This window comes from Burkholderia sp. Bp9143 (assembly GCF_003853645.1).
Lineage (GTDB): Bacteria > Pseudomonadota > Gammaproteobacteria > Burkholderiales > Burkholderiaceae > Burkholderia.
Genome location: NZ_QTPO01000001.1, coordinates 208248 through 231475 on the forward strand (window position 1 = coordinate 208248; position 23228 = coordinate 231475).

Here is a 23228-nt window from a genome sequence, read left to right on the forward strand (position 1 = left end):
CATTCCCGATGCCCATCGCGATGCCGCCCATGAACGTCCTCGACCGCCAGAACGCCAAGCGTGCCGCCTCCGCCGGAGCGGCGGATCTCATCGCGGTCGTGTCCGATGCCGGCAGCGAGGACGTGATCCGCCGCGTCGCCCAGGATCTGTCGATCACGCGCTCCCACGTGCAGCCGGGCAACTGCGACGACGCGATCCGGTTGCTGCAGCAGCACGAGCGCTCGCCGCGCCAGCTGATCGTCGACGTGTCGGATTCGGTGCTGCCGGTCTCGGACCTGATGCGGCTCGCCGACGTGTGCGATCCGTCCGTGAGGGTGATCGCGATCGGTACGCAGAACGACGTCGGGCTGTTCCGCAACCTGCTCGGCATCGGCGTGCAGGACTACATCGTGAAGCCGCTGACCGTCGAGTTGATGCGGCGCGCGCTGACCGCGACGGAATCGGTCGTGCAGGCGCGCACCGGCAAGATCGTCAGCTTCGTCGGCGCGCGCGGCGGCGTCGGCACGACGACGGTTGCGGTGAGCCTGGCGCGCTGCCTGGCGGGCGAGAAGCGCCGCCGCGTGGCCTATGTCGACCTGAACCTGCATGGCGGCGGCGCGAACTCTAGACTCGGGCTGTCGAGCAACAACGGGCTGATCGAATTGCTGAACATGGAACAGCGTCCCGACGACGCGTTGTTCGACCGCATGTTCGTCACGAAGGGCGACCGCCTGCATGTGCTGTCGGCCGAACTCGCGTACGGCGAAGACGCGCCGCTGCGCGGCGATGCGATCGCGGTGCTCGTCGACATGCTGAAGGACCGCTTCCATTACGTGCTGTTCGACGTGGGCAACCGCGCCGGCAAACTGTTCGAGGACGCCCTGGCGGTGTCCGATCTCGTCTATATCGTCGCCGATCGCTCGGTGCACGCCGCATACGAAGCCGCACGGCTTGCGCGCTTCGTGAGGGAGCTGCCCGGCGAGCGGCTGTTGTCGATGATGCTGAACAACCCGCTCGAGCCGGTCAAGGGACGCGTCGCGCAGACCGACTTCGAGGACGCATTCGGCGGCGTGAGGCTGCGCGAGCTGCCGCACGAGCCGCAGACGCTCGCGGTCGCCGAGAACCTCGGCGAGCCGATCGAGGGCACGAAGCGCCGTGGTTTCCTGGACGAGATCCGGTTGCTCGCGAACGGCATCACCGGCGAATCGATGGCGGTCGCCGAGCCGTGGTACGCGCGCTTCGTCAAATGGAGGAAGGGATCGTGACGTTCGGTACCCGCAAACGGCCGACGCCGGAGCCCGTGCCGGCGGCTTCCCTAGCCGCGCCGCGCGACGGCGCACCTGCGCCGGGCCCGACAGCGAGCCAGGCTCCCGCATCCGCATCCGCGCGCGCGCTGGCGGTGGCCGATACCCAGGAGGCGCTCATTCGCTCCGGCAAGTTCGACGCGATTCGCACCGCGGTGTTCACGTCGATGAACATGTCGGCGGCGCTGATGAAGACGCGCGACGAAGTGCGCGCGGGCATCGAGCAGGTGGCCGCGCACACGGTCGAGCGCGAGCGCCTGAAGATCACGGCGGGCGAGCAGGTGCTGATCGTCGACGCGATCCTGAACGACATGTTCGGCGTCGGGCCGATCGAGCCGCTGCTCGCCGACGACACCGTCTCCGACATTCTCGTGAACGGTCCCGACCAGGTGTACGTCGAGCGCGCGGGCCGGCTCGAACTCACGCCGCTGAAGTTTCGCGACAACGCCCACGTGACGAGCGTCGCGCAGCGGATCGCGGCGGCGGTCGGGCGCCGCGTCGACGAGAGCAGCCCGATGGTCGACGCGCGTCTTGCCGACGGCAGCCGCGTGAACGTGGTCCTGCCGCCGATCGCGATGCGCGGCGCGTCGATCTCGATCCGCAAGTTCGCGAAGCGCGACATCACGCTCGCGCGGATGGCACATCAGGGCAATATTTCACACGGGATGCTGCAGGTGCTGAAGATCGCGTGCGCGTGCCGGCTGAATATCGTGATCTCGGGCGGTACCGGTTCGGGCAAGACGACGCTGCTCAACGCGCTGTCGCAACACATCGAGGAGCACGAGCGGATCGTGACGATCGAGGATGCGGCCGAGCTGCAACTGCTGCAGCCGCACGTCGTCAGTCTCGAGACGCGGCCGGAGAATACGGAAGGGCTCGGCGGTATATCGCAGCGCGACCTCGTGCGCAACGCGCTGCGGATGCGGCCCGACCGCATCATCCTCGGCGAAATCCGCGGTGCGGAGGCGTTCGACGTGCTGCAGGCGATGAATACGGGGCACGACGGCTCGATGACGACGATCCATGCGAACTCGCCGCGCGACGCGATCAGCCGGCTCGAAAGCATGGTCATGATGGCGAACGCGAACCTGCAGCTGCTGTCGATCCGGCGCCAGATCGCGAGCGCCGTGCACCTGTTCGTGCAGGTCGAGCGGATGCGCGACGGCGTGCGGCGCGTGACCCGGATCACCGAGATCGTCGGGATGGAGGGCGAGGTGGTGATCACGCAGGACCTGTTCGCGTTCCGCCAGGAAGGCGACACGACGCGGGAGGTGGTGAAGGGCGTGTTCGAGGCGTCGTCGCTGCGGCCCGCGTTCGCGCCGCGCGCCGCGTACTACGGCGTCGAGGACGCGCTCACCGAGGTATTCCGGCAATGAGAGCCGCCGACCTGCTCGCGCTTGGCGCATTCGTCGTGATCCTCGCGGCGGGCCTCGCGCTGTCCGCGTGGCTCGATCGTGCGCGCCGCACGCCGGAGCAGCGCATTCGCGCGCGGATGCAGCACCTTGCACCATCGCTGGCAGGCCGGGAGGCCGGTGCGGCCGCCGCGCCCGGCGTCGCGCTGTTCAACCTGCCGCGGCGGCAAAGCCGCGCGCGTGCGTGGCTGCAGCGTTACGTGACGCGCGTGCGGGCGGTTGGCGGCGAACGCGGGATGCGGATCGTCGTCGCCGGCACGATCGCCGGCGCGATTGCCGCGATCGTCGTGGTGGAGCTCGTCGCGTTGCCACGCATCCTCCATCCGCTGATCTACGTCGGGCTGCCGCTGGTGGCGATGCGCGCCAGCTATCGCGCGCTGGTCGAGCGGTTCCGGCTGCGTTTTCTCGAAGCATTCCCGGACGCGATCGACCTGATCGTGCGTGCGGTGCGCGCGGGCATCCCGGTCACGCAGGCGATCAGCACGGTGGGCGACAGCGCGGCGGAGCCGGTGCGCTCGACCTTCCGCACGATGGGCGACAGCCTGCGTGTCGGCGCGGATCTGAAAGACGTGCTGACGCACGCGGCAGACCGGCTGATGATCGCGGATTTCTCGTTCTTCACCGTTTACCTGCTGCTGCAGCGTGAAACCGGCGGCAGCCTCGGCGAAACGCTCGACGAGTTGTCGAGCATCATCCGCACGCGCCGCGACATCCGCCTGAAGACACGCGCGTTGACGGCCGAGGGGCGGATCACGACGAAGATCATTTCAGCGGTGCCGTTCGTGATGATCGGCGCGCTGTTCCTGGTGAACCGCGCGTACGTGATGCTGCTGTTCGACACGCATGCCGGACGCGTGATGCTGACGATCGCCGCGGTGCTGCTGACGATCGGACTGCTGACGATTCACAAGATCTCGAAACTGGATACCGCGCGATGACGATGTCGATGCTGGCCGCCCGCGGCCTCGAACTGTTGCTGTTGCTCGCGTGCGTCGCGGTGGCGCTCGCGACGCCCGGCGGCGGCACGCGCCGGCGGATCGCCGTGCGCGTGCAGCAGGCGGCCGGACAGCACACACTGTCGCTGGTGCCGGGGCGGCTGCAGCCGGGCGAGGTGCGTCAGGACCTGACGCGGCGGCTCGCGCAGCTCGGCGAGCGGTTGCCCGTGCTCGACCCGATGCAGCGGGCGAAGCTCGGGCTGCAGCTGACGCGCGCGGGGTTTCGCGAGCGGCGTGCGGTGTCGTCGATGATCGGCATCAAGCTGAGCTGCGGCGTGTTGCTCGCGGGCGTCGCGATCGTGTTCAGCCCATACATTCCACGCTTCGGCGAATACTTCGTGATCCGCGCGGTGGCGATGGTCGCCGCATTCGTGATCGGCGTGATCGTGCCCGAATACGTGCTCGGCGCGATGATCCGGCGACGTCGGCGGATCATCGCCGCGTGCTTTCCGGACGCGCTCGACCTGCTCGTGATCTGCACGATGGCCGGCAACAGTCTCGTATCGGGTGTGCGGCGCGTCGCGCGCGAACTCGAGCGCATTTGCCCGCCGCTCGCCGACGAGCTGACGGTATGCGCGGATGAGCTGACGCTGAGCGGCAACGTCGCCGAAGCGCTCACGCATTTCTCGATACGTGTCGACTTTGCGTCGGCACGCTCGCTTGCCACGACGCTCACGCAATCGCAGCGATTCGGCACGCCGATCACGCAGGCGCTGCGAACCCTGTCGCGCAGCGAGCGCACCGAGCAGATCGTCGCGCTCGAGGAGCAGGCCGCGAAGCTCGCGCCGAAGATCACGCTGCCGATGATGCTGTTCATCCTGCCGACGGTCGGCCTGATCGCGGCGGGCCCGGCGGCGATCCGCCTGCTCGAGGTATTCAAATGACACGATCCGTCATCCGTGCGCTCGCATTCGCGGCCATGCTGCCCGTGCTGACCAGCGGTTGCGCGCCGGGCATCCAGACGAGGCCGGCACTGTCGCACAAGAGCGACGACCCGCAGGCCGAACTGCGCATTGCCGACAGCGCGCTCGCCGGCGGCAACGTCGATCTCGCGTCGACGCTGTACGAGAAGGTGCTTGCCCGGCATCCCGATTCGCTTCCGGCGCGCCTGGGGCTCGGCGACGTCAACTACCGCGCCGGCGATCTGGAGCGTGCGCGGATTCTCTATGAGCAGGCACGGCAGCAGGCCCCAGCGGAACTCGGGCCGCAGGTCGGGCTCGCGCGCGTCGCGTTGCGGCAGCGTCGACTCGATGAGGCCGCCCAGCGCTACCGCGACGTGCTGGCCGCGCAGCCGAACCTGCCGCTCGCGGCGGAAGGCCTCGGCACGGTGCTCGACCTGCAGGGCCGCCATGCGGACGCGCAGGCCGTGTACCGGGACGCGCTGCGCGCGCATCCGGATGCACAGGGGCTGCGCGTCGACCTCGGGCTGTCGCTCGTGCTGAGCAACCGGCCGCGCGAGGGCGTGAACGTGCTGCTCGACGTGGCCGGGTTGCCCGATGCGCCGTGGCAGGCGCGCCAGAACCTCGCGTTCGCGTATGGCGTGCTCGGCAACACCGATTCGGCGAAGAAGCTGCTGTCGGCAGAGCTGCCCGCATCCGCGGTGGCCGACAATCTGCGCGTCTACCAGGCCGTGCGCGCGCAACTGGCGTCGCGCCCGGCACCCGCCGCCGCGCGACCGTCGACGGGTGCCGCGCTCGAACCGCGCGCCGTGCCGCCCGTCGCGGGGGCCGCAAAATGACACGCGGGGCGATGGGCGCCCGCCACGCGCGCGGCGTCGTATCCCTCGAGTTCGTGCTGATGCTGCCGTTCCTGCTGATGGTGCTGATCGGCATCATCGACACGAGCCTGCTTCTGTGCGACAAGGCCGTCATCACGAACGCGAGCCGCGAAGCCGCGCGTGCGGGCGTCGTGCTGCGCGTGCCGATGCTGACCACGACACAGATCGCCAACGTCGCGTCGACCTACACGCAGAACAGCCTGATCACCGGGGGCACCGCAACGACGCCGACCGTGACCGTGACGCAGGCGAACGGCACGACGGCGGGCACCGCGCTGACGGTGACGGTGACCTACACGTATTCCGGGCTGGTGCTGGGCTCGGCATTCAGTGCGCTGACCGGCCCGGTGACGATCTCGGCCAGCTCGGTGATGCTCTATGAATGACGCAGCCGGCACGCCATGCATCGGCGCCGCGCGCGAACGCGGCGCCGTCGCGCTGTTCTTCCTGCTGTTCCTGATTCCGCTGCTGTCGTTCGGCGCGCTGGCGATCGACATCGCGTGGGTGGCCACGGTGCGCAACCAGCTGCAGAACGCTGCCGACGCGGCCGCGCTCGCGGCGGCCGACGCGATGATGTCGCCGACGGGCGGCGCGCTGAACTGGTCGCAGGCCGCGCCGGCGGCGAACGGCGTGATCGCGCAGAATTCGGCGGCCGGCGCGCCGCTGGCGACCGGCACGGTGACGACCGGATACTGGAACGTGACGCGCAGCCCCGCATCGATGCAGGCGACCACCATCACGCCCGGCCAATACGACGTGCCGGCGGTTCAGGTGACCGTGTCGCGCGCACCCGGCGTGAACGGCGGCTCGATTCCGTTGCTGCTCGGCGGGCTGCTCGGCATCCCCGGCGCGTCCGGCAGCGCGACCGCGATCGCGGTGCTCGCCGCGCCCGGCGGGGTGGCGGCGGGCGGGCTCTTTCCGGTCGCGATCGACCAGTGCGTGTACAACCAGTACTGGAATTCGCTGACCAACCAGCCGCTGATCAACCCGCTGACGGGCCTGCCGTACGAGTTCTCGATCACCAACGGCCAGACCTACGGCGCGCTGTGCATGGGCGGCCAGTGGACGTCGTTCCAGTCGACCGCGACCGACACGACGACGATGGGCGGCCTGATGGTGACCGGCAATCCGACGACGCTCAATATCGGCGACAGCATCTATCTCGCGACTGGCGTCAAGGCGACGCTCTATACGTCGGTGCCGATCGGCGCGACGGTCGTACTGCCGGTCGTCACGCAGACGGCGAGCAGCACCTACGTGCCGATCGTCGCGTTCGCGGCGTTCCACATCGACGTGTCGCTCGGCGGCACCTACAAGTACATCCAGGGGCACTTCGTCGCCGGCGTGAAGATGACCGGCGTCGCGACGGGCGTCGGGCCGTACTACGGCGTGTACGTGCCGCCGCGGCTCGCGTTGTGAGCGTCGTGCCGCGCGCGGCGCAGCAGCACGAGCAGCGCGAAGAGCGTCACGGCCGGGCCGATCTGCGGCAGCTGCAGCCACGGGTTCAGGTATTCGGCGATCGGCAGCGCCCACATCAGCGCGATCGCGGCCTGTTCGCCGCGCAGCCAGCCGTCGCGCCAGCCGATCGACAGCATGCAGACGATCGCGATGGCGAGCCACGCGAGTTCGTAGTGCCACACGTACGGGTTGGCCGTGAGCGTCGCGACCGTCAGCACGGCCGCGCGTATGCGGGTATCGCGCGACTGCGCCCACACGATGCAGGCGGCCGCGATCGCGATCGCGGCGATACAGGCATGCGCGGCATACGCGGTGCCGAGCGGCACGCCCGCAAGGCGGAGCGTCGCGAACGGCGTCGGCGAGACGAGCCAGAACACGACGCCATGTTCGAGGACGATCGAACGCGCGAGTCCGGCGCTGGCGATGAACAGGCGCAGCGAATCGAGGCCGCAGACCAGGACGCTCAGCGCGGCGAACGTGCCGGTGGCGAGCGCGGCCCACGCGATCGTGCGCCATGCGCGCGCCGCGACCAGCACGAACGGGAACAGCAACGCCATCTGCGGCTTGACCGACAGCAGGCCGATGCAGAGGCCCGCCCACATCGGCCGCCGATCGGCCCAATGGACGGCCAGCGCCGCGCATGACGCGGTCAGGAATGCGTTTTGCCCGAGCGTCGCGGTGACGAACACGCACGGTGCGGCGACTAGCGCGAGTGTGCCGGCGCGCCGTGCGCCGGGAATCGTGCCGAGGTTGGATACGCGCCACGCGGCGAGGCCGAGCACGACGACGCCGAACGCGACGAACAGCGGATAGCCGAGCGCGAAGGGCAACAGCGCCAGCGGCGTCACGAGCAGCAGATAGGTGGGCGGGTACAGCCACGGGGCGAAGGCGTCGCGGCGAAGGTTCGCGAACAGCTCGGCCGACAGCCGCGAGAATGCGGAGAAATCGTACGCCTGCGATGGCGAGCCGTGCAGCATCACATACGATGCCGTCCAGAATATCGAGAAGTCGGCGCCGGCGCGCGACAGCAGGGTTCCGTGCGCGTGACGAATGACGGTCGCCCAGATCGCGATGAACAGCGCGTAGAGCACGAGCATCAGCGCGCTGTACAGGGCGAGGCGTCGCGGTGTCAGCCACGCGACGACCGGCCGCTTCGCCGAGCGCATCGATTGCTGCGGAATGTCCAATTGCCGCGGCCCGGTTCTACTTGAACGACGCCCTGCGGGCGGCGACGCCGGCGGCCACCGGCATCGCCGTCCGGCGGCGGGCCGCGTGCGCGCGCTTGAGCGGGAACTGCAGCAGCTTGGACGCCGGCTGCGCGGCGGCATCCCGCTCGGCACGGTAGCGGCGCCTGACGAGATAGACGGGGCGCTGCTTGGACTCGTGATAGATCCGGCCGAGGTATTCGCCGATCACGCCGATGCCGATCAGCTGGATGCCGCCGACGAACAGCACGACGGAAATCAGCGACGGGTAGCCGTGCACGGGATTGCCGAACAGCAGCGTGCGCACCACGATGAAGGCGCCGTACACGAGCGACAGCAGCGCGAACGTGAGGCCGACGTAGGTCCAGACGCGCAGCGGCACGGTGCTGAAGCTCGTGATGCCCTCGAGCGCGAAGTTCCAGCGCCGCCATCCGGAGAACTTCGAGCGGCCGCCGCTGCGCGGCGCACGCGTGTATTCGACGATCGCGGTGCGAAAGCCGACCCACGCGAACAGCCCCTTCATGAACCGCCGCCGCTCCGGCAGCGCACGCAGCGCATCGACGACCTCGCGATCCATCAGGCGGAAATCGCCGACGTTTTCCGGCATTTCCACCTCGGACAGCGCATTGTGCACGCGATAGTAGAGCGCCGCCGCCGCGCGCTGCAGGTACGGATCGCACATCCGGTCGGTGCGTTTCGCGGCGACGACCTCGGCGCCGCCGCGCCAGTGTTCGATCATCGCGGGAATCAGCGCGGGCGGGTCCTGCAGGTCGGCGTCGATCAGGATCACCGCGGCGCCGGCCGCCTCGTCGAGGCCCGCGGTGAGCGCCGCCTCCTTGCCGAAGCGGCGCGTGAGATCCACCACGTGCACGCGCGTGTCGGCGGCGGCGACCGCAAGCAGCCGATCGAGCGTGCAGTCGCGGCTGCCGTCGTTGATGCAGACGATCTCGAAGCGGACGCCGTCGACCGACTCGAGAACGGGCAGCGTTTCGGCAAAGAACGCGTCGATCGTCTCTTCTTCGTCATGAAACGGCACGACGAGCGAGATCAGCGGCTTCCTGGCGTGCGTGGACATGCTGCGGCTCCCCGAGAGATCCGGCCTGCGCTGCACCGTATGGTTCCGGTTGTCGTCTGCCGAACGGGCCCGGCCCGGTTCGGCGCGAATTCGGTTCCGGCCAGCGAGTCCACCGCGGACCGGACGACAGGTGTTGCGTTCATTGTAGGCAGGAATCGCCGATTCGTAACACATATCGGTGGATTTGCACGGCGGACGGCTCACGGGGGAAAACACCGGTCGAGCGGTGGTCGGCGGGCCGCGCGCGGCGGCGCTAGGATGACGTTTTCAAGACCGCTGGAGAGCGCGATGCAAGTTCAGGACCTGGCCGGCGCGCCGCTCGATTTCTGGGTGGCGATGGCGGAAGACCTCGGCGCGCCGCGCGTCGACGGCGCGGGTTGCACGGCCATTCGCGAACCGGGCTGCGCGCCGGTGCCGTACGCGCCGTCGTCGTCGTGGGCGGACGGTGGGCCGCTCGTCGAGCGCTTGCCGTTCGGCGCGTTCGAGCGCGACGGCGGGCGCGGCGCATGGCGCGCGGTGCTGCATCGGGCGGTGCCGGCGGCGGGCGAGCGTTGCACCTTCAACCAGTCGGGGCCGACGCTGCTGGTCGCGGCGATGCGCACGCTGGTCGCGTCGACGTTCGGCGACGACGTGCCGGATCTCGACATGTCGACGCCGCGCTGAGCGCGTGCGAAGCCGGTTACGCGGCCGACAGGTTGCGCACCGCGATCGAGGCGACGTCGACGCGCTTCGGCAGGATCGCGTCCGCGGCTGCGCGATCGGCGACGCGCTGCAGCACGTCGATGTCCGCGCCGGTGACGCCGCGCTGCGCGAGCGCCGCCCGGCGTGCGATGTCGGCGGCCGCATCGCGCGGCAGGCGCGTGAGCGACGCATAGACGGTCGCGTAATCGGCCGGGTGCGCGAGCGCCCACTGGCCGGCACGGGTGAGCCGCGCGAGTACGTCCGACAGCGCCGCGCGCTTCGATCGATCGTCGAGCGTGTCGACCGGCGACGTGAGGAACGCGAGCCCCGAATTGATCCCGCTGCCGTCGCGCACGATGCGTGCGCCGCGTCGTACCACGTTCCCGTAATACGGGTCGAAGGTCGCCCAGATGCCGATCTGTTTCGCCTCGAAGGCGGCGAACGCGTCGACCGGCAGCACGAAGCGCACGTCCACGTCGCCGGGCGCGAGGCCATGTTCGCGCAGCGCGCCGTACAGCTGGTATTGCGAGATGCTGCCGCGCGCCGACGACACGACGACGGTGCGCCCCTTCAGGTCGGCGACGGTCCGTACCGGCGAATCGGGCTGCACGACGATGCCGAGCGACGCCGGCGAGCCGACCCGCGTCGCCACGATCCGCAGCGCCGGATCGCCGAGCGCGGCCGTCAGCACGGGCAGGTCGCCGGCCGGCGCGAGATCGATCGCGCCCGCGCGCTGCGCTTCGAACAGCGGCGCGGCGCCCTGGAAATTGGCCCAGCGAAATCGGTATGGCACGCCGTCGAGCACATGTGCGGCTTCGGCCAGCGCGCGCAGGCCGCCGGCCTGGTCGCCGAGCACCAGTGTCACATTCGACAGGTCGGGGCCGGCCGCGCGGACGGGCAGGGCGGCGGCGCCCGCAAGCGGTGCGGCGGCCAGGGCGGCTACGCGCAGCAGTGCGCGGCGGCGGGCCGGGGCGGGGGGCGAAGTCATCGGCGGCAAGTCCTCGGTGATCCGCGCGCGGACCGCGCGGCTGCCGGGCAGATTACGGAATCGGTTTCGCGCCGACAAACATCGAATCGCGAAATGCTTATTCGCTAGTTCACGCGGAGGCGGTGAATGGCGGAGGGGAAGCAAAGGCCGCGGCCGCCTCGGCGCGCAACCGCCAGCGGCGCGCCGGAATGCCCGGGGCCTGTGCAAGCCCGTTATCGGCGGGAACAGGCCCTAGCCTGCGGCAGGGACGGTGCGCAGGAACGCACGCACCGCGGGCGCCTTCTCGAAGCGCCGGTGCGCGAGCGCGAGTTCGGACATGATCGGCTTGCCGGCGATCGGCCGGTACACGACACCCGGCAACGACACGCAGCCGGCGAGCGCGTCCGGGATCACGGCGACCCAGCCGTTCACCGACACGCACGCGAGCACCGCGAGCAACCCGCCCGGCCGCGCGGCGATCACCGGTGCGAAGCGGCCGCGGCGTGCGACTTCGAGCGTGCCGCGTTCCTGTTCGGGCACCGCGAAGCGTGCGTCGGCGAGATCGGCGGCACGCACGGCAGTCATCGATGCGTAACGCGAATCGGCCGGCACCGCCGCAACGAATACGTCACGCTGCAGCGTGACGATCCGCAGCCCGCCCGGCAGCGGCAACGGCGGACGCACGTACGCGAGGTCGAGCCGGCCCGCGTCGAGCTGCTTCGCGACGTCGTCCATCGGCACCTCGCGCAGGTTCAGCTCGATGCGCGGATGCGCGGCGCGGAACGCGCCGACCGTGCGCTGCAGCGTGCCCGAATAGACGGCCGACGACACGTAGCCGATCTCGATCCGGCCGAGTTCGCCGCGCTCGGCCAGTGTCGCGAGTTCGCAGCCGCGCTGCAGATGCTCGAGCGCGGCAGTGGCCTCGGCGAGAAAGGCTTCACCGGCCGCCGTCAGCGAGACCTCCCGGCGCGACCGCTGGAACAGCCGCACGCCGAGCAGCCGCTCGGCTTCCTGGATCTGCCGCGTGAGCGCGGGCGGCGCCATGTCGAGCGCGTCCGCCGCGCGCGCGAAATGCAGGTGCTGCGCGACGCTCAGGAACGCGCGCACGTGACGGAATTCGAGCGGATTCATGATTGCATTTTTCGTCAATAAAACTGCATGGCTGTATCAATGACAGGCAATACGGTCCCAGCCTAGCATACGGCTCGTTCCTCTTGCTCCGGAGCCGTCGATGTCCCAGTCTTCCCCCGCCCCGCGCGCAGGCGCGCCTGCCGCCGCGCGCGCGGGCACCCGCCTGCCGGCCGCCGCGACGCTCGCGGTCGCATCGGCCACGTGCTCGCTGATCGTGCTCGACACGAACGTCGTCGCCGTGTCGCTGCCGAGCATCGCGCGCGGCTTCCATGCGAGTTTCGCCGACATCGAATGGGTCGTGAGCGCCTACATGACCGCGTTCGCCGCCTGCCTGCTGCCGGCCGGCGGCCTGGCGGACCGCTTCGGGCGCAAACGCATGCTCGGCGCGGGGCTCGCGCTCTTTTCGCTCGCGTCGCTCGGTTGCGGGATCGCGCCGTCGGCCGGCTGGCTGATCGCCGCTCGCGCGCTGAAGGGCGGCGGGGCCGCGCTGTTGCTGACGGCCGCGCTCGCGGTGATCGCGAACCGCTTTCCGGACGGGCGCGAACGGGCCCGCGCGTGGGCGATCTGGGGGATGTGCATGGGGCTCGCGACGGCCGTCGCGCCGCTGGTCGGCGGCGCGATCACGCAGTGGATCGGCTGGCGCTGGGTGTTCCTGCTGAACCTGCCGGTGTGTGCGCTGCTCGCGGCCGGCGCGCGCATAGCGATCGACGAGTCGCGCGATCCGCACGCGAAACGGGTGGATGCCGCCGGCAGCCTGCTGTTCGGCGCGGCGCTCGCCTGCGCGATCGCGGCGCTGATCGGCGCGCCGTCGCACGGCTGGCTGTCGGCCGCGACGCTCGGCCGGTTCGCGCTCGCCGCCGCGCTGCTGGCCGCGTTCATCGGCGCGGAGCGCTGGCAGGCGCGGCCGATGATCGATCTCGCGCTGTTCCGCCAGCCGCGCTTCGTCGGCGCGGTGCTCGCGATGTTCGGCTATGCGGCGTGCGCGCAGGTGATGATGACGTTCCTGCCGCTGTACCTGCAGAACGCGTTCGGGATGTCCGCGATCGACGCGGGGCTCGGGATGCTGCCGTTCGCGTTCGCGATGATCGCCGGACCGTCGCTCGGCGGCATGCTCGCGGCGCGCGTGTCGTCCGGCGGCGTGCTGGCGGGCGGCCTCGCGCTGATCGGCGCGGGCAATCTCGCGACCGCGGCGCTGACGGCCGGCGGCGACTACCGGCTCGTCGCGCTCGGCATGTTCGTGACGGGCTGCGGCGCCGGCATCATGAACGGCGACACGCAGAAGGCGATCATGGCGTGCGTGCCGCCGGACCGGACCGGGATGGCGTCGGGCATCAGCACGACCACCCGCTTCTCGGCGATCGTGACGGCCGTCGGCGTGCTCGGCGCGGTGCTGGCCGCCAGCACGCATGCGCACCTGGACCGGCTGCTGTCCGCCGCGCCGGGCGTGCGGGCATTCGTCGACGCGCCGTTCATGTCGAGCCTGCTGGCCGGCGATCTCGCGCAGGCGCTTGCACACGTGCCGCCGTCGGCCGCCCATACGCTTGCCGACGCGGCGCCCGTGGCCTTCGCGAGCGGATTCGCCGCCGCGCTGACGGTGAGCGGCGTGCTCGCGCTCGCGGCCGCCGTCGTTGCATACAAGTTGCTTGCACAACCGATGCGCGACGCGTGACTCAGTGCGACTTCGTCACGATGCGATGGATGCGCGCAGCGCGCGCGACGCGCGGCCGTTGCGATGTGCCGCCGCAATGCGTCGCCTGCGGGCGGCGTGTGCGTCGCGTCGGTTCGGGTGGGGCGTCGGTGATCGGCGCTTTCGTCCATGCATCCGCATGCGCGGCAACCGCCGCGACGGCCGGCTGTGCGGCCTCCGCGTCGAGCCAGCTGCGCGTCGCTTCGGCGATCAGCCCGCGCAGCCAGCGCACGCCGTCGACGCACGCCCCCGATTCGTTCCACGTCATCCGGTACACGATGTCGGGCGGCTCGGCCGGCAGCGTCACCGCGCCGAGCGGCAGCAGCTTCGCGTAGTGGCGCGCGAGCCGGTACGTGGTGGTGAGGATCAGGTCGGAGCGCACGAGCGCATGCGCGGCGAGTTCGAAATGCGGCAGCGTGACGACGATGCGCCGCCGCAGGCCGACGCGTTCGAGCTGGCGGTCGATCGCGCCGGACGCCTCGAGCCACGACGGCGTCGGGCACAGCTGCGCGGCTTGCGTGAATTCGTCGGCGGTCATCGCGCCGCGCCGCGCGAGCGGATGCGTCGCGCGCATCAGGCACACGATGCGATCGTCGAACAGGTCGTCCTGCCGGAATCGCGACGAGCGGGCAGGGCGATTGTCGATCACGACGTCGAGCTCGCCGTCGGCGAGTGCGCGTTCGTCGTCGAAGCCGTCGCCGAGCGGATGGAACACGAGCTGCGCGTTCGGCGCGCGTTCGCGGAACAGCGCGACGAGCTTCGGCACGAACAACACGTTCAGGTAATCGGGGCAGCCGATCCGGTAGGTGCGCACCGACGTGCGCGCATCGAAGGTCGGTTGCTGGATCCGGATGAAGTCGATCACGCGCAGCGCGTTGCGCAGCGGCTCGATGAGCCGCGCGCCGAACTCGGTCGGCACCATCCCGTAGCGGCTGCGCACCAGCAGCGGATCGCCGAGCAGCGTGCGCAGGCGCTTGAGCGCCGCGCTCGTCGCCGGCTGCGACATGTTCAGCCGCACGGCCGCGCGCGAGACGGTGCGCTCGGTGAGCAGCACCAGCAGGACGCGCATCAACCGCGCGTCGAGCAAGTCGAGCGCGCCCGTTGCGTTGGACGCGTCGACGGGCAGGCCGTCCGGCTTCGGTGCGCCGCGCATGTCGCTACGCGTTCCCGCGGCCGCTCATTTGACGAAGGTGCCCGGCCAGCCGACGATCCGCTTCGGACGCGGCGGCGCATAGGTGCGCACCTTCGACGTCTTCAGCTTCAGGCGGACCAGCGATTCGGCGAGCGCGACCGCGGCCGACACACCGTCGACGACGGGCACGCCCGTGCATTCCTCGATCTGCCGGTCGAGGCCGGCCATCCCGCCGCAGCCGAGGCAGATCACTTCCGCGTGATCGTCCTTCACCGCGCGCTCGGCCTGGCCGACGATCGCGTCGATCGCGCGCGCCGGATTCTCCTCGAGCTCGAGCACCGCGAGACCGCTCGCGCGCACCGACGCGCAGCGCGCGTCGAGCCCGGCGAGCTTCAGGCGATCCTCGATCAGCGGCACGGTGCGATCGAGCGTCGTGACGACCGAGTACCGGTGGCCGAGCAGCATCGCGACGCTCGCGGCTGCTTCGGTGATGTCGACGACGGGCACCGTCAGCAGTTCCTGCAGCCCTTCGCGGCCATGTTCGCCGTAGCCGGCCTGGATCACCGCGTCGTACGGCTCGTCGTAGCTCAGCACGCGGTCCATCACGGCGATCGCCGCGAGGTAGCTCTCGAAGTTGCCTTCGACCGATTCCGCGCCGAAGCGCGGTGTCAGACCGACGATCTCCGTGCCGGGCGACGCGGCGGCCCGCGCCTGCGCGGCGATGGCGTCGGTGATCGACTCGGTCGTGTTGACGTTGACTACCAGGATTCTCATCGGTGCACTCCCACTCCGTATGCTGCGTTCAGTGTTGGGCGCAGGCGACCGCGATATGTTCGCCCGAGCGCGCCTCGTATTGCCGTTTGCGATCGGCCGTCAGCCAGTACACGCTGCCCGCGATGGCCGCGCCGAGCAGCCAGGAGAACGGCGTCATCGCGCTGAAGGCCGGCACGACGGCGAGCGTGATCGAGATCAGCGCGGACGGCACGAGTGCCGCGAGCGCCTTGCGGTTCACGCCGCGCGTATAGAAATAGGCGCCGGTCGGCGCTTCGGTGTAGAGATCCGGCACGTTCACGCGCTGCTTGCGCACGAGCCAGTAGTCGACCGTGATGATCCCGTACAGCGGGCCGAGCAGCGCGCCGAGGCCGGACAGGAAGTAGACGATCACGATCGGGCTGTTGTACAGGTTCCACGGCAGGATCAGCACCGCGACCGTCGCGCTGATCAGGCCCGCGCGACGGAACGTCAGGCGGTGCGGCGCGAGGCTCGTCAGCACGAACGCCGGTGCGACGAAGTTCGCCATGATGTTCACCGCGACCGTCACGATCAGGAACGCGAGGCAGCCGAGCACGAGGAACAGCTTGTTCGGCACCGTCGCGATGATTTCCGTCGGGCTGTGGATGATCTGGCCGTTCAGCTTGAACTGCGCGCCCGCGAGCACGAAGCTGATCGTCGCGAACACCAGGATGTTTACCGGCAGGCCCCAGAAGTTGCCGACCCGCACCGTCTTCGCGCTCGGCGACGAGCGCGCGAAATCGCAGAAGTTGAGCACCAGCGTGCCGTAGATCGCGAGCCACAGCGCGCCGCCCGCGAACACCTCGGTCCACATCTTCAGGCCGGTCATCGGCTTGCCGATCGACAGCGCGAGATGGCCGCCGGTGCGGCTGAACATCCACGCGGCGAGCGACAGCGTCGTGATGAGGATGATCGGGCCGGCGAGCCCCTCGTACTTGCGGACCATCTCCATCCCGTAGGTGAGGATGCCGATCTGCACGAGCCAGATCGCGACGAACGTGATCCAGCCGAGCGTCGACAGCCCGAGGATCGCGTTCTGGTCGAATGCGGCGAGGCCCGGCCAGATCGCGGTGAGCAGCACGCGCAGCACGACCGACGCGAGATAGGTCTGGATCCCGAACCAGGCGATCGCGATCACCGCGCGGATCATCGCGGGCAACAGCGCGCCGTAGATGCCGAAGCTCATCCGGCTGATCACCGGGAACGGCACGCCGGTCTTCTGGCCCATGTAGCCGGTGAGGTTCATGAAGCTGTACACGAGCACGGCGCCGATCGCGAGCGATGCGAGCATCTGCCAGCCGGACAGGCCGAGCGCGAACAGGCCGATCGCGAACGAGTAGTTCGCGATGTTGTGCACGTCGTTGGTCCACAGCGCAAAGATGCTGTAGCGGCCCCAGGTCCGGCCCTCGGCCTTGGTCGGCGCGAGGTCGGAATTGTGCAGCCGCGGGCTCAGCGCGGGATCGCGCGCGGCCGTGTCGGTTCGATGCAATGCGTCGTCCGCGCCGAGCACGATGCCCGCGCCGTGGGTGGCTTCCAGTTGCACGCCTTGTCTCCTTCCATGTATGGGGCGCGAACCGGCAGCGTGTGCACGCAGCGCGGGCCCGGCCGCCGTGGACGTTATGTCTCGGATTTGTTCGCGAGTATGGGTGGCCGCCGCGACGATGGGAAATTAAATATTCGGCTGGGGGGCATTTGAAAAATGAATGGAGCGGGATCCTCGGGCAGAGACGACGGAAGGCACGCGAATTGCTGGTCAGGGGTCTCCATCCACATCGAAATCAGCGGAGGTGTCATGCAGCGATATTCCATTCGTCACATATCGCGAGCCGTCTTCGTCGGCATCCTGATCGCCGGCCTGGCGGCGGGTGCGGGTTGTCAGAAGAAGAGCGAGAGCGACACCGGCACCAGTGGGGGTTCGAGCGCCACGAGCGGCATGGCGCCGGCGCCATACACCGCGCCGTCGGGCACGCCGGGCAGCGACGCGGCCGGCGGCGCGGCGAGCATGCCGGGCGCGGCTTCCGCGCCCGCGGGCGCAAGCGGCGGCTGACCGGCGGAGCGGGCGGCGTGCGCGGGCCGTCGCCCGCGTGCCGCCGGGACGGCTACCGGCACGGCGCGCGTGTCGCAGGGCGCGCGTGGGCGACGCCCTGCGCGTGAAGGATTTGCAAGGACCGTTGTAGCAATTCCCGGACCGGCCTGTCGCCGATCGACGTCGGCGCGCATGCGGTCGACAGCGGCGACCCGGTGCGTCGTGCGGCGGGTCGGATCGTGACGCTCGACAACGCGAACATGGCGATGACCGACAACACGGTCGACGTCGACGGCAAGGGCATGGAGGCGCGCAGCGGCGCGACTGAGTGGCACGACAACGTGATCTACTCGAATGCGTCGCTCGACGACGCGGTCGAGACGCCCGACGAAGGGCTCGGCGGCATCGAAAGCCGGCCGGGCGGCAATGTTCCGCAGATCGCGACGCGGCCGGGCTGGCGCGTCCGCCATGTCGGCGATGTCGATGTCGAGCACGGCGACGGCACGCGGGTCGAGCACGTGATCCGTCTCGAGCGGACCGACTGACGACGGATCGATGGTTGTCGGGTGGACCGCCGGTCGGCGGTCCGCCGATGGCCGTTACGATGGTCGTCATTGCGGGCCGAGTTCCTGCGCGGACGCGTCCGCATCATTGCCCTGCGCGACGAGCACGTGGATGTCGTTCGGCGTCAAGTCGCCGATGCCGCCTGCCGGAATCGTCACCAGCAGCCAGTCGGCGTTGTTGTTGATCGCGACCGGCGCGGTCTTCAGGATCGGCGACTTGCTGCCGGCCGTCGTGACGATCACCTGGTAGTTGCCGCCGCTCAGGTAGATGGAATCCTGTCCCGAGGCCGGCACGGCGTTCTGGTACGCGGCGCCCGCCAGCGTCGGGCTTTGCGTGTTGATGTCGGTGCCCGGAGGCACGACGTACACGTCGACGTTCTGCGTGTTCGGTGATGCGTTGAAGCTGCGCACGCGCGCCTTGTCGGACAGCAACTGCTTGGCGAACGGATCGTCGATCACCGAAATCGCCGATGATTTGCTCGGCAACGCGATCGTCGTGTAGTGGTGGCCGTTCGCCGCGCCGAACGTCTGCGTCGCGACGGTCGCGGTCGTACCGGATATGTCGTAGCTGGCGGTCTCCGTGCCCGAGTCGATGTCGTGATAGCGGGTCACGCCCTTGTACGCGACGCCCGACGCGTCCAGCTTCGCATTCAGGTAGTAGTCGAGATTCGGGCCGGCCGGCACCGCATTGATGAAGCGTGCCTGCGGTTTCGAGATGCCGAGCTCGGTACCGACGTCGTTGCCGTCTCCGCCGCATGCCGCGAGCACGGAAATGACCGAGCACAGGGCCGCTATCGTTCGAATGGATTTCATTGCCGTCCGCCCGGGTGGCGGGCGCGTGGATGCCGCAAGCGATGTGCCCGCGCGGCGCGATCGGTGCGGGTGCCCGCGTGGCGGCGGATGAGGCGCGCGGGGCAGGTGCATGCCGTGCGGGATCACGCGAGTCGGGTGACGTGTTTGTAAAAACGCGGTGCGACGAGGGCGCACGCGACGCGTGCCGGGAAGGCGTTCAAAACCGCAATCGGCATGCGTTGCGATTGGTGCAGGACGGTGAGATGGCTTTCGTGAATATCGTTGCGTGCGCATCTATATGCGGAGAATCGTGCGACCGCGCGCGACGACCTGGCGTCGCCGCGCGCGTGGAGTGCATCAGCGGTTCACGAGCTTCGCCGGATACGCGAGCGCGCTGCATGACGCGACGGGCGTGCGTTTTCGCGCGCCGCCGTTCGATGCCGCGCGCATTCGCGAGGCGCTGGCCCGGCCGGAGTCGGCCGATGTCGGCGAGCGCCGTTCCGGCGCACCGCGCCGCGCGTCATCGCGCTGGCGCCGCTGACTGGCCGGCGGCGACGCGGGCGGGGTGGTCGGCGGGCTGATCGTGCTTGCCTGCGCGATCCTGCCGGGTCCTGTGCCGATCGCGCCGGTCGCACCCGGCGGCGTGGACGGCGCGATGCGGAGTGCGACTCGGCGTGCGTCCGCTGATGGGGCTCAACACGAGCGTCAGCCAGGCGGCGCCCGACAACCTGCTGCGCGTGCTGCACGACGGGATCGATCATCCGGCCACCGACGGGCTCGGCTACATGCCGGGCTTCCGCGACGCGTTCGACGACCGGCAGATGGCCGAGCTCGCCGCGTACATCCGCGCGCGCCATGCGCCCGGCCCGCCGGCGTGGCGGAACCTGGAGGAAGCCTCGGCGAGAATCCGGCACGCGCGTCCGCACTGACCGGCGTACCGGGCGATGCCGGTGGAGGGGCAGAAGCCGCGCGCCAACAGGGAAAAGCGACACACGGGGCAACGACGGGCGAGACGCGGGCCGTAAATCTTGCCGGCGTCGGTTCATCGTTTAACCATTCGAAACAATGTGTTCACTGAAAAGGGCATGATCTCCGGTGATCGGGCAGGCATACTGTCGCCTATGTTGCTCAATGCCGTCGAATCGACGTGCGCTTGCCCTCAATGTCCATTCCTGTACCTTTTCGATCCCTTCGAGGGTTGACCATCGCGGCTGTTGCATGCTTGCTCGCCGCGTGTTCGACCGCCTCCGATGTGACCACGACGTCGAACCCGAACGTCTTCACCGTGACGACGCGCACGCTCGGCGTGTCGACGACGTGGGCCGACGCCCATGAGAAAGCCGTCAACGAAGCGACCAGCTACTGCACGCAGCGCGGCATGCGCGCGAGCCTGAAGCAGGAGTCGGTGACCGGCGGCCGCCGCGTCGACGCGCGCTCGGAACTCGCGTTCGAGTGCCATCCGACCTTCGAGACGGCGTCGAATCCGCGCGGATAAGCGCCGCGCCGCCCGCGCGGTCGCGACCCTCTCGCCCGCGCTGCTCCGAACGTGAACCGACCCGCGATGCCGTTGACGGGCATCGCGGGTCGGCGCACGTCCGTCGGCTGCGTTACGCCGGCTGCGCCTCGTACAGCTTCACGCACGCGGAGAAGTCGAGCGTGCCGAGCCCCTGCTGGCTCATCGACTGATAGAGCTGTTGCGCGAGCGCGCCCATCCACACTGGCTGCCGTGCGCTGCGCGCGGCTTCGGTCGCGAGCCCGAGATCCTTCAGCATCAGGTTCGCGGCGAAACCGCCCGCATAGCCGCGCGCGGCGGGCGCCGCGTCGTTCACACCCGGGTACGGGTTGTACGTGTCCGAGCTCCAGCAGCGGCCGGTCGACGTGTTGATGATGCCGGCCAGCACGGCCGGATCGATGCCGAGCGCGGCGCCGAGCGCCATCGCTTCCGACACGCCCATCATCGAGATCCCGAGCAGCAGGTTGTTGCAGATCTTCGCGATCTGCCCGGTGCCCGTGCCGCCGCAGTGCACGACGTTCTTCCCCATGTCGAGCAGCACAGGGCGGATGCGTTCGAACAGCGCGGCTTCCGCGCCGACCATGAAGGTCAGCGTGCCGGCCTGCGCGCCGCCGGTGCCGCCCGACACCGGCGCGTCGGCTAGCGGGAAGTTGCGTTGGGCGGCGGCGTCGGCCACCGCGCGCACGGTGCCCGGATCGATCGTGCTGCAGTCGACGAACGTTGCGCCGGCGCGCGCGCCGGCCAGCACGCCGTCGTCGCCGAGGTAGACCGCGCGCACGTGCTGCGCGGCCGGCAGCATCGTGATCACCAGCGATGCGCGGGCGGCCGCGTCACGCGGCGACGCCGCCGCCGTCGCGCCCGCGCGCACCGCGGTGTCGACCGCATGCGTGTCGAGGTCGAACACCGTCAGTGCGTGGCCGGCCTTGAGCAGGTTGGCGGCCATGGGGCCGCCCATGTTGCCGAGCCCGATGAATGCGATTTCCATGTACAGGTTTCCTTTGTCGACCGGACTTGGCGCTTCAGCGCTTAGTCCGGTCCCATGCTTCGCGGTCGACCGGACTTGGCGCTTTAGCGCTTGGTCCGGTCCCATGCTTCGCGGTCGACCGGACTTGGCACTTCAGCGCTTGGTCCGGTCCCATGCTTCGCGGTCGACCGGACTTGGCACGTCAACGCCTATTCCGGTCCCATGCATAGCGATCAGCGCAGCGCGATCGTCGTGTTCACGCCGCCGACCGTCGCGTCGTCGTCGAACCAGCGCGCGGTGACCGTCTTCGTCTGCGTATAGAACTGCACGACCTGCTTGCCGTAAGGGCCGAGATCGCCGAGCTTCGAGCCGCGCGAGCCGGTGAAGCTGAAGTAGGGGACCGGCACCGGGATCGGGATGTTGATGCCGACCTGGCCGATGTCGATCTCGCTCTGGAACTTGCGCGCGGCCGCGCCGCTCTGCGTGAACAGGCCGACGCCGTTGCCCATCGGATTGCGGTTGACGAGCGCGATCGCGTCGTCGAGCGTGTCGGCTTCGAGCACGACCACCACCGGCCCGAAGATTTCTTCCGTATAGATCGACATGTCGGTCGTCACGCCCGAGAAGATCGTCGGGCCGACGAAGTTGCCCTGCTCGTAGCCGGGCACCTTCACGTCGCGGCCGTCGAGCAGCAGCGTCGCGCCTTCCTTCACGCCCGCGTCGATCAGCGACAGGATGCGCGCCTTCGCGGCCTTCGATACGACCGGCCCGACGTCCGTGCCGGCTTCGGCACCCGCGTTGACCTTCAGCGCCTTCGCCTTCTCGACCAGATCGGGCAGCCAGTCGCGGGCCTTGCCGACCAGCACGACGACCGACGTCGCCATGCAACGTTGGCCGGCCGCGCCGAAGCCCGCGCCGACCAGCGCGTTGATCGACTGCTCGCGGTGCGCATCGGGCAGCACGACCGCGTGGTTCTTCGCGCCCATCATCGACTGCACGCGCTTGCCGTGCTGGCTGCCGAGGTTGTACACGTGCGTGCCGACGCGCGTCGAGCCGACGAACGAGATCGCCTTGATGTCCGGGTGCGTGCAGAGACGATCGACGACGGTCTTGCCGCCGTGCACGACGTTCAGCACGCCCTGCGGCACGCCAGCCTCGATCGCGAGTTCGACGAGCTGCATCGTCGACAGCGGATCCTGTTCGGACGGCTTCAGCACGAACGTGTTGCCGCACACGATCGCCATCGGGAACATCCACAACGGGATCATCCCGGGGAAGTTGAACGGCGTGATGCCCGCGCACACGCCGATCGGCTGGCGCAGCGTGTAGGTGTCGACGCCGCCCGCGACGTTCTCCGCGAACTCGCCTTGCTGCAGCGTGCCGATCGAGCACGCGTGCTCGACCACTTCGAGGCCGCGGAAGATGTCGCCCTGCGCGTCGGGCAGCGTCTTGCCTTGCTCGGCCGTCAGCGTGTGCGCGATCCGTTCGAGATTGCGGCGCACCAGGTCCTGGAACTTCAGCATGATGCGCAGCCGCGCGCCGATCGGCGTCGTCTTCCAGGTCTGGAACGCGCGCTGCGCGGACGCGATCGCGGCATCGACCTCGTCGAGCGTCGCGTACGGCACGCGGCCGATCACTTCCTGCGTCGCGGGGTTGACGATGTCGCCCCATTCGGCGCTTTGCGATTCGACGAACGCGCCGTCGATCAGCAGCTTGGCGGTGGGCAGGGCGAGGGTGGTCTGGGGAACTGCGGCGTTCATTGTGAACTCTCCGGG

General features: G+C 69.6%; 22 protein-coding genes and 2 pseudogenes. 13 read left to right on the plus strand and 11 right to left on the minus strand.

Annotation, left to right across the window (positions count from 1 at the left end):
- The first annotated feature begins 20 nt into the window (after positions 1–20).
- The 7 genes from DIE23_RS01040 to DIE23_RS01070 are packed head-to-tail and all read left to right on the plus strand — an operon-like array spanning position 21 to position 6886.
- Positions 21–1244 (plus strand): AAA family ATPase, encoded by a 1224-nt coding sequence (locus DIE23_RS01040; RefSeq protein ID WP_124610392.1) that lies wholly within the window; start codon positions 21–23, stop codon positions 1242–1244.
- A complete protein-coding gene (locus tag DIE23_RS01045; protein ID WP_124610393.1) occupies positions 1241–2659 on the plus strand; it encodes a CpaF family protein in 1419 nt (472 codons plus the stop codon). Before DIE23_RS01040 ends, DIE23_RS01045 begins: the two co-directional genes overlap by 4 nt.
- Positions 2656–3633, plus strand: coding sequence for a type II secretion system F family protein (locus DIE23_RS01050; protein WP_124610394.1), 978 nt, complete (start codon positions 2656–2658; stop codon positions 3631–3633). The genes DIE23_RS01045 and DIE23_RS01050 overlap by 4 nt, the downstream gene beginning before the upstream one ends.
- Positions 3630–4574, plus strand: a complete 945-nt coding sequence (locus tag DIE23_RS01055) for a type II secretion system F family protein (protein ID WP_124610395.1) — start codon at positions 3630–3632, stop codon at positions 4572–4574. Before DIE23_RS01050 ends, DIE23_RS01055 begins: the two co-directional genes overlap by 4 nt.
- On the plus strand, positions 4571–5428 hold the full coding sequence (locus DIE23_RS01060) for a lipopolysaccharide assembly protein LapB (protein ID WP_124610396.1): 858 nt from the start codon (positions 4571–4573) through the stop codon (positions 5426–5428). Before DIE23_RS01055 ends, DIE23_RS01060 begins: the two co-directional genes overlap by 4 nt.
- Positions 5425–5853 (plus strand): TadE/TadG family type IV pilus assembly protein, encoded by a 429-nt coding sequence (locus DIE23_RS01065; RefSeq protein WP_124610397.1) that lies wholly within the window; start codon positions 5425–5427, stop codon positions 5851–5853. Before DIE23_RS01060 ends, DIE23_RS01065 begins: the two co-directional genes overlap by 4 nt.
- Positions 5846–6886 (plus strand): TadG family pilus assembly protein, encoded by a 1041-nt coding sequence (locus DIE23_RS01070; RefSeq protein WP_124610398.1) that lies wholly within the window; start codon positions 5846–5848, stop codon positions 6884–6886. Before DIE23_RS01065 ends, DIE23_RS01070 begins: the two co-directional genes overlap by 8 nt.
- Here the strand turns inward: DIE23_RS01070 and DIE23_RS01075 are convergent.
- Together DIE23_RS01075 and DIE23_RS01080 are read right to left on the minus strand one after the other, a co-directional pair.
- Entirely contained in the window at positions 6850–8112 is a 1263-nt protein-coding gene (locus DIE23_RS01075) for a glycosyltransferase family 87 protein (protein ID WP_260435916.1), read from the minus strand. The two genes, DIE23_RS01070 and DIE23_RS01075, sit on opposite strands and share 37 nt — an antisense overlap.
- A gap of 16 nt (positions 8113–8128) precedes the next feature.
- On the minus strand, positions 8129–9205 hold the full coding sequence (locus tag DIE23_RS01080) for a glycosyltransferase family 2 protein (RefSeq protein WP_124610399.1): 1077 nt from the start codon (positions 9203–9205) through the stop codon (positions 8129–8131).
- 288 nt (positions 9206–9493) lie between these two features.
- Between DIE23_RS01080 and DIE23_RS01085 the strand changes: the two genes are divergently transcribed.
- Positions 9494–9868: a phage protein NinX family protein gene (locus DIE23_RS01085; RefSeq protein ID WP_124610400.1), complete on the plus strand. Its 375-nt coding sequence runs from the start codon at positions 9494–9496 to the stop codon at positions 9866–9868.
- Positions 9869–9884: 16 nt separating this feature from the next.
- On the opposite strand, the gene DIE23_RS01090 is transcribed toward DIE23_RS01085, so the two are convergent.
- Together DIE23_RS01090 and DIE23_RS01095 are read right to left on the minus strand one after the other, a co-directional pair.
- The gene (locus DIE23_RS01090) at positions 9885–10874 is read right to left on the minus strand and encodes an ABC transporter substrate-binding protein (RefSeq protein WP_124610401.1); all 990 of its coding nucleotides are present in this window, start codon (positions 10872–10874) and stop codon (positions 9885–9887) included.
- Between the two features lie 231 nt (positions 10875–11105).
- Complete coding sequence (locus DIE23_RS01095) at positions 11106–11984, minus strand: LysR family transcriptional regulator (protein ID WP_124610402.1); 879 nt, start codon at positions 11982–11984, stop codon at positions 11106–11108.
- Positions 11985–12084: 100 nt separating this feature from the next.
- Between DIE23_RS01095 and DIE23_RS01100 the strand changes: the two genes are divergently transcribed.
- Positions 12085–13653, plus strand: a complete 1569-nt coding sequence (locus DIE23_RS01100; protein ID WP_124610403.1) for an MFS transporter — start codon at positions 12085–12087, stop codon at positions 13651–13653.
- Position 13654: 1 nt separating this feature from the next.
- Here the strand turns inward: DIE23_RS01100 and DIE23_RS01105 are convergent, their stop codons facing one another.
- The 4 genes from DIE23_RS01105 to DIE23_RS39370 form a co-directional block, all read right to left on the minus strand.
- A complete protein-coding gene (locus DIE23_RS01105) occupies positions 13655–14824 on the minus strand; it encodes a LysR family transcriptional regulator (protein WP_124610404.1) in 1170 nt (389 codons plus the stop codon).
- A gap of 24 nt (positions 14825–14848) precedes the next feature.
- The gene (locus DIE23_RS01110) at positions 14849–15577 is read right to left on the minus strand and encodes an aspartate/glutamate racemase family protein (RefSeq protein WP_124610405.1); all 729 of its coding nucleotides are present in this window, start codon (positions 15575–15577) and stop codon (positions 14849–14851) included.
- Between the two features lie 28 nt (positions 15578–15605).
- Positions 15606–17138 (minus strand): NCS1 family nucleobase:cation symporter-1, encoded by a 1533-nt coding sequence (locus tag DIE23_RS01115; protein WP_124610406.1) that lies wholly within the window; start codon positions 17136–17138, stop codon positions 15606–15608.
- A 332-nt stretch (positions 17139–17470) separates the two neighbouring features.
- Positions 17471–17704, minus strand: a complete 234-nt coding sequence (locus DIE23_RS39370) for a hypothetical protein (RefSeq protein ID WP_185646366.1) — start codon at positions 17702–17704, stop codon at positions 17471–17473.
- A gap of 78 nt (positions 17705–17782) precedes the next feature.
- Here DIE23_RS39370 and DIE23_RS01130 point away from each other — a divergent pair.
- Positions 17783–18166: pseudogene (locus DIE23_RS01130) on the plus strand (DUF3005 domain-containing protein); the annotation flags it as partial.
- A 66-nt stretch (positions 18167–18232) separates the two neighbouring features.
- Here DIE23_RS01130 and DIE23_RS01135 read toward each other — a convergent pair.
- Positions 18233–18997, minus strand: a complete 765-nt coding sequence (locus DIE23_RS01135; RefSeq protein WP_124610409.1) for a DUF4397 domain-containing protein — start codon at positions 18995–18997, stop codon at positions 18233–18235.
- Between the two features lie 331 nt (positions 18998–19328).
- Between DIE23_RS01135 and DIE23_RS40800 the strand changes: the two genes are divergently transcribed.
- The 3 genes and pseudogenes from DIE23_RS40800 (at position 19329) to DIE23_RS01145 (ending at position 20471) form a co-directional block, all read left to right on the plus strand.
- Positions 19329–19517 (plus strand): hypothetical protein, encoded by a 189-nt coding sequence (locus DIE23_RS40800; RefSeq protein ID WP_409364216.1) that lies wholly within the window; start codon positions 19329–19331, stop codon positions 19515–19517.
- Between the two features lie 130 nt (positions 19518–19647).
- A pseudogene (locus DIE23_RS40805) lies at positions 19648–19905 on the plus strand (c-type cytochrome); the annotation flags it as partial.
- A 233-nt stretch (positions 19906–20138) separates the two neighbouring features.
- A complete protein-coding gene (locus DIE23_RS01145; RefSeq protein WP_124610410.1) occupies positions 20139–20471 on the plus strand; it encodes a hypothetical protein in 333 nt (110 codons plus the stop codon).
- A 112-nt stretch (positions 20472–20583) separates the two neighbouring features.
- Here the strand turns inward: DIE23_RS01145 and mmsB are convergent, their stop codons facing one another.
- On the minus strand, positions 20584–21474 hold the full coding sequence (gene mmsB, locus DIE23_RS01150; protein ID WP_124610411.1) for a 3-hydroxyisobutyrate dehydrogenase: 891 nt from the start codon (positions 21472–21474) through the stop codon (positions 20584–20586).
- Positions 21475–21686: 212 nt separating this feature from the next.
- Entirely contained in the window at positions 21687–23213 is a 1527-nt protein-coding gene (locus DIE23_RS01155) for a CoA-acylating methylmalonate-semialdehyde dehydrogenase (RefSeq protein ID WP_124610412.1), read from the minus strand.
- Positions 23214–23228: the final 15 nt, after the last annotated feature.

Excerpts from the sequence above, each read along its gene's own strand:
- DIE23_RS01040 (WP_124610392.1), top strand. The coding sequence starts at position 21 with ATGCCGCCCATGAACGTCCTCGACCGCCAGAACGCCAAGCGTGCCGCC.
- DIE23_RS01050 (WP_124610394.1), top strand. The coding sequence starts at position 2,656 with ATGAGAGCCGCCGACCTGCTCGCGCTTGGCGCATTCGTCGTGATCCTC.
- DIE23_RS01055 (WP_124610395.1), top strand. The coding sequence starts at position 3,630 with ATGACGATGTCGATGCTGGCCGCCCGCGGCCTCGAACTGTTGCTGTTG.
- DIE23_RS01060 (WP_124610396.1), top strand. The coding sequence starts at position 4,571 with ATGACACGATCCGTCATCCGTGCGCTCGCATTCGCGGCCATGCTGCCC.
- DIE23_RS01065 (WP_124610397.1), top strand. The coding sequence starts at position 5,425 with ATGACACGCGGGGCGATGGGCGCCCGCCACGCGCGCGGCGTCGTATCC.
- DIE23_RS01070 (WP_124610398.1), top strand. The coding sequence starts at position 5,846 with ATGAATGACGCAGCCGGCACGCCATGCATCGGCGCCGCGCGCGAACGC.
- DIE23_RS01080 (WP_124610399.1), bottom strand. The coding sequence starts at position 9,205 with ATGTCCACGCACGCCAGGAAGCCGCTGATCTCGCTCGTCGTGCCGTTT.
- DIE23_RS01085 (WP_124610400.1), top strand. The coding sequence starts at position 9,494 with ATGCAAGTTCAGGACCTGGCCGGCGCGCCGCTCGATTTCTGGGTGGCG.
- DIE23_RS01090 (WP_124610401.1), bottom strand. The coding sequence starts at position 10,874 with ATGACTTCGCCCCCCGCCCCGGCCCGCCGCCGCGCACTGCTGCGCGTA.
- DIE23_RS01095 (WP_124610402.1), bottom strand. The coding sequence starts at position 11,984 with ATGAATCCGCTCGAATTCCGTCACGTGCGCGCGTTCCTGAGCGTCGCG.
- DIE23_RS01100 (WP_124610403.1), top strand. The coding sequence starts at position 12,085 with ATGTCCCAGTCTTCCCCCGCCCCGCGCGCAGGCGCGCCTGCCGCCGCG.
- DIE23_RS01105 (WP_124610404.1), bottom strand. The coding sequence starts at position 14,824 with ATGCGCGGCGCACCGAAGCCGGACGGCCTGCCCGTCGACGCGTCCAAC.
- DIE23_RS01110 (WP_124610405.1), bottom strand. The coding sequence starts at position 15,577 with ATGAGAATCCTGGTAGTCAACGTCAACACGACCGAGTCGATCACCGAC.
- DIE23_RS01135 (WP_124610409.1), bottom strand. The coding sequence starts at position 18,997 with ATGAAATCCATTCGAACGATAGCGGCCCTGTGCTCGGTCATTTCCGTG.
- DIE23_RS01145 (WP_124610410.1), top strand. The coding sequence starts at position 20,139 with ATGTCCATTCCTGTACCTTTTCGATCCCTTCGAGGGTTGACCATCGCG.
- mmsB (WP_124610411.1), bottom strand. The coding sequence starts at position 21,474 with ATGGAAATCGCATTCATCGGGCTCGGCAACATGGGCGGCCCCATGGCC.
- DIE23_RS01155 (WP_124610412.1), bottom strand. The coding sequence starts at position 23,213 with ATGAACGCCGCAGTTCCCCAGACCACCCTCGCCCTGCCCACCGCCAAG.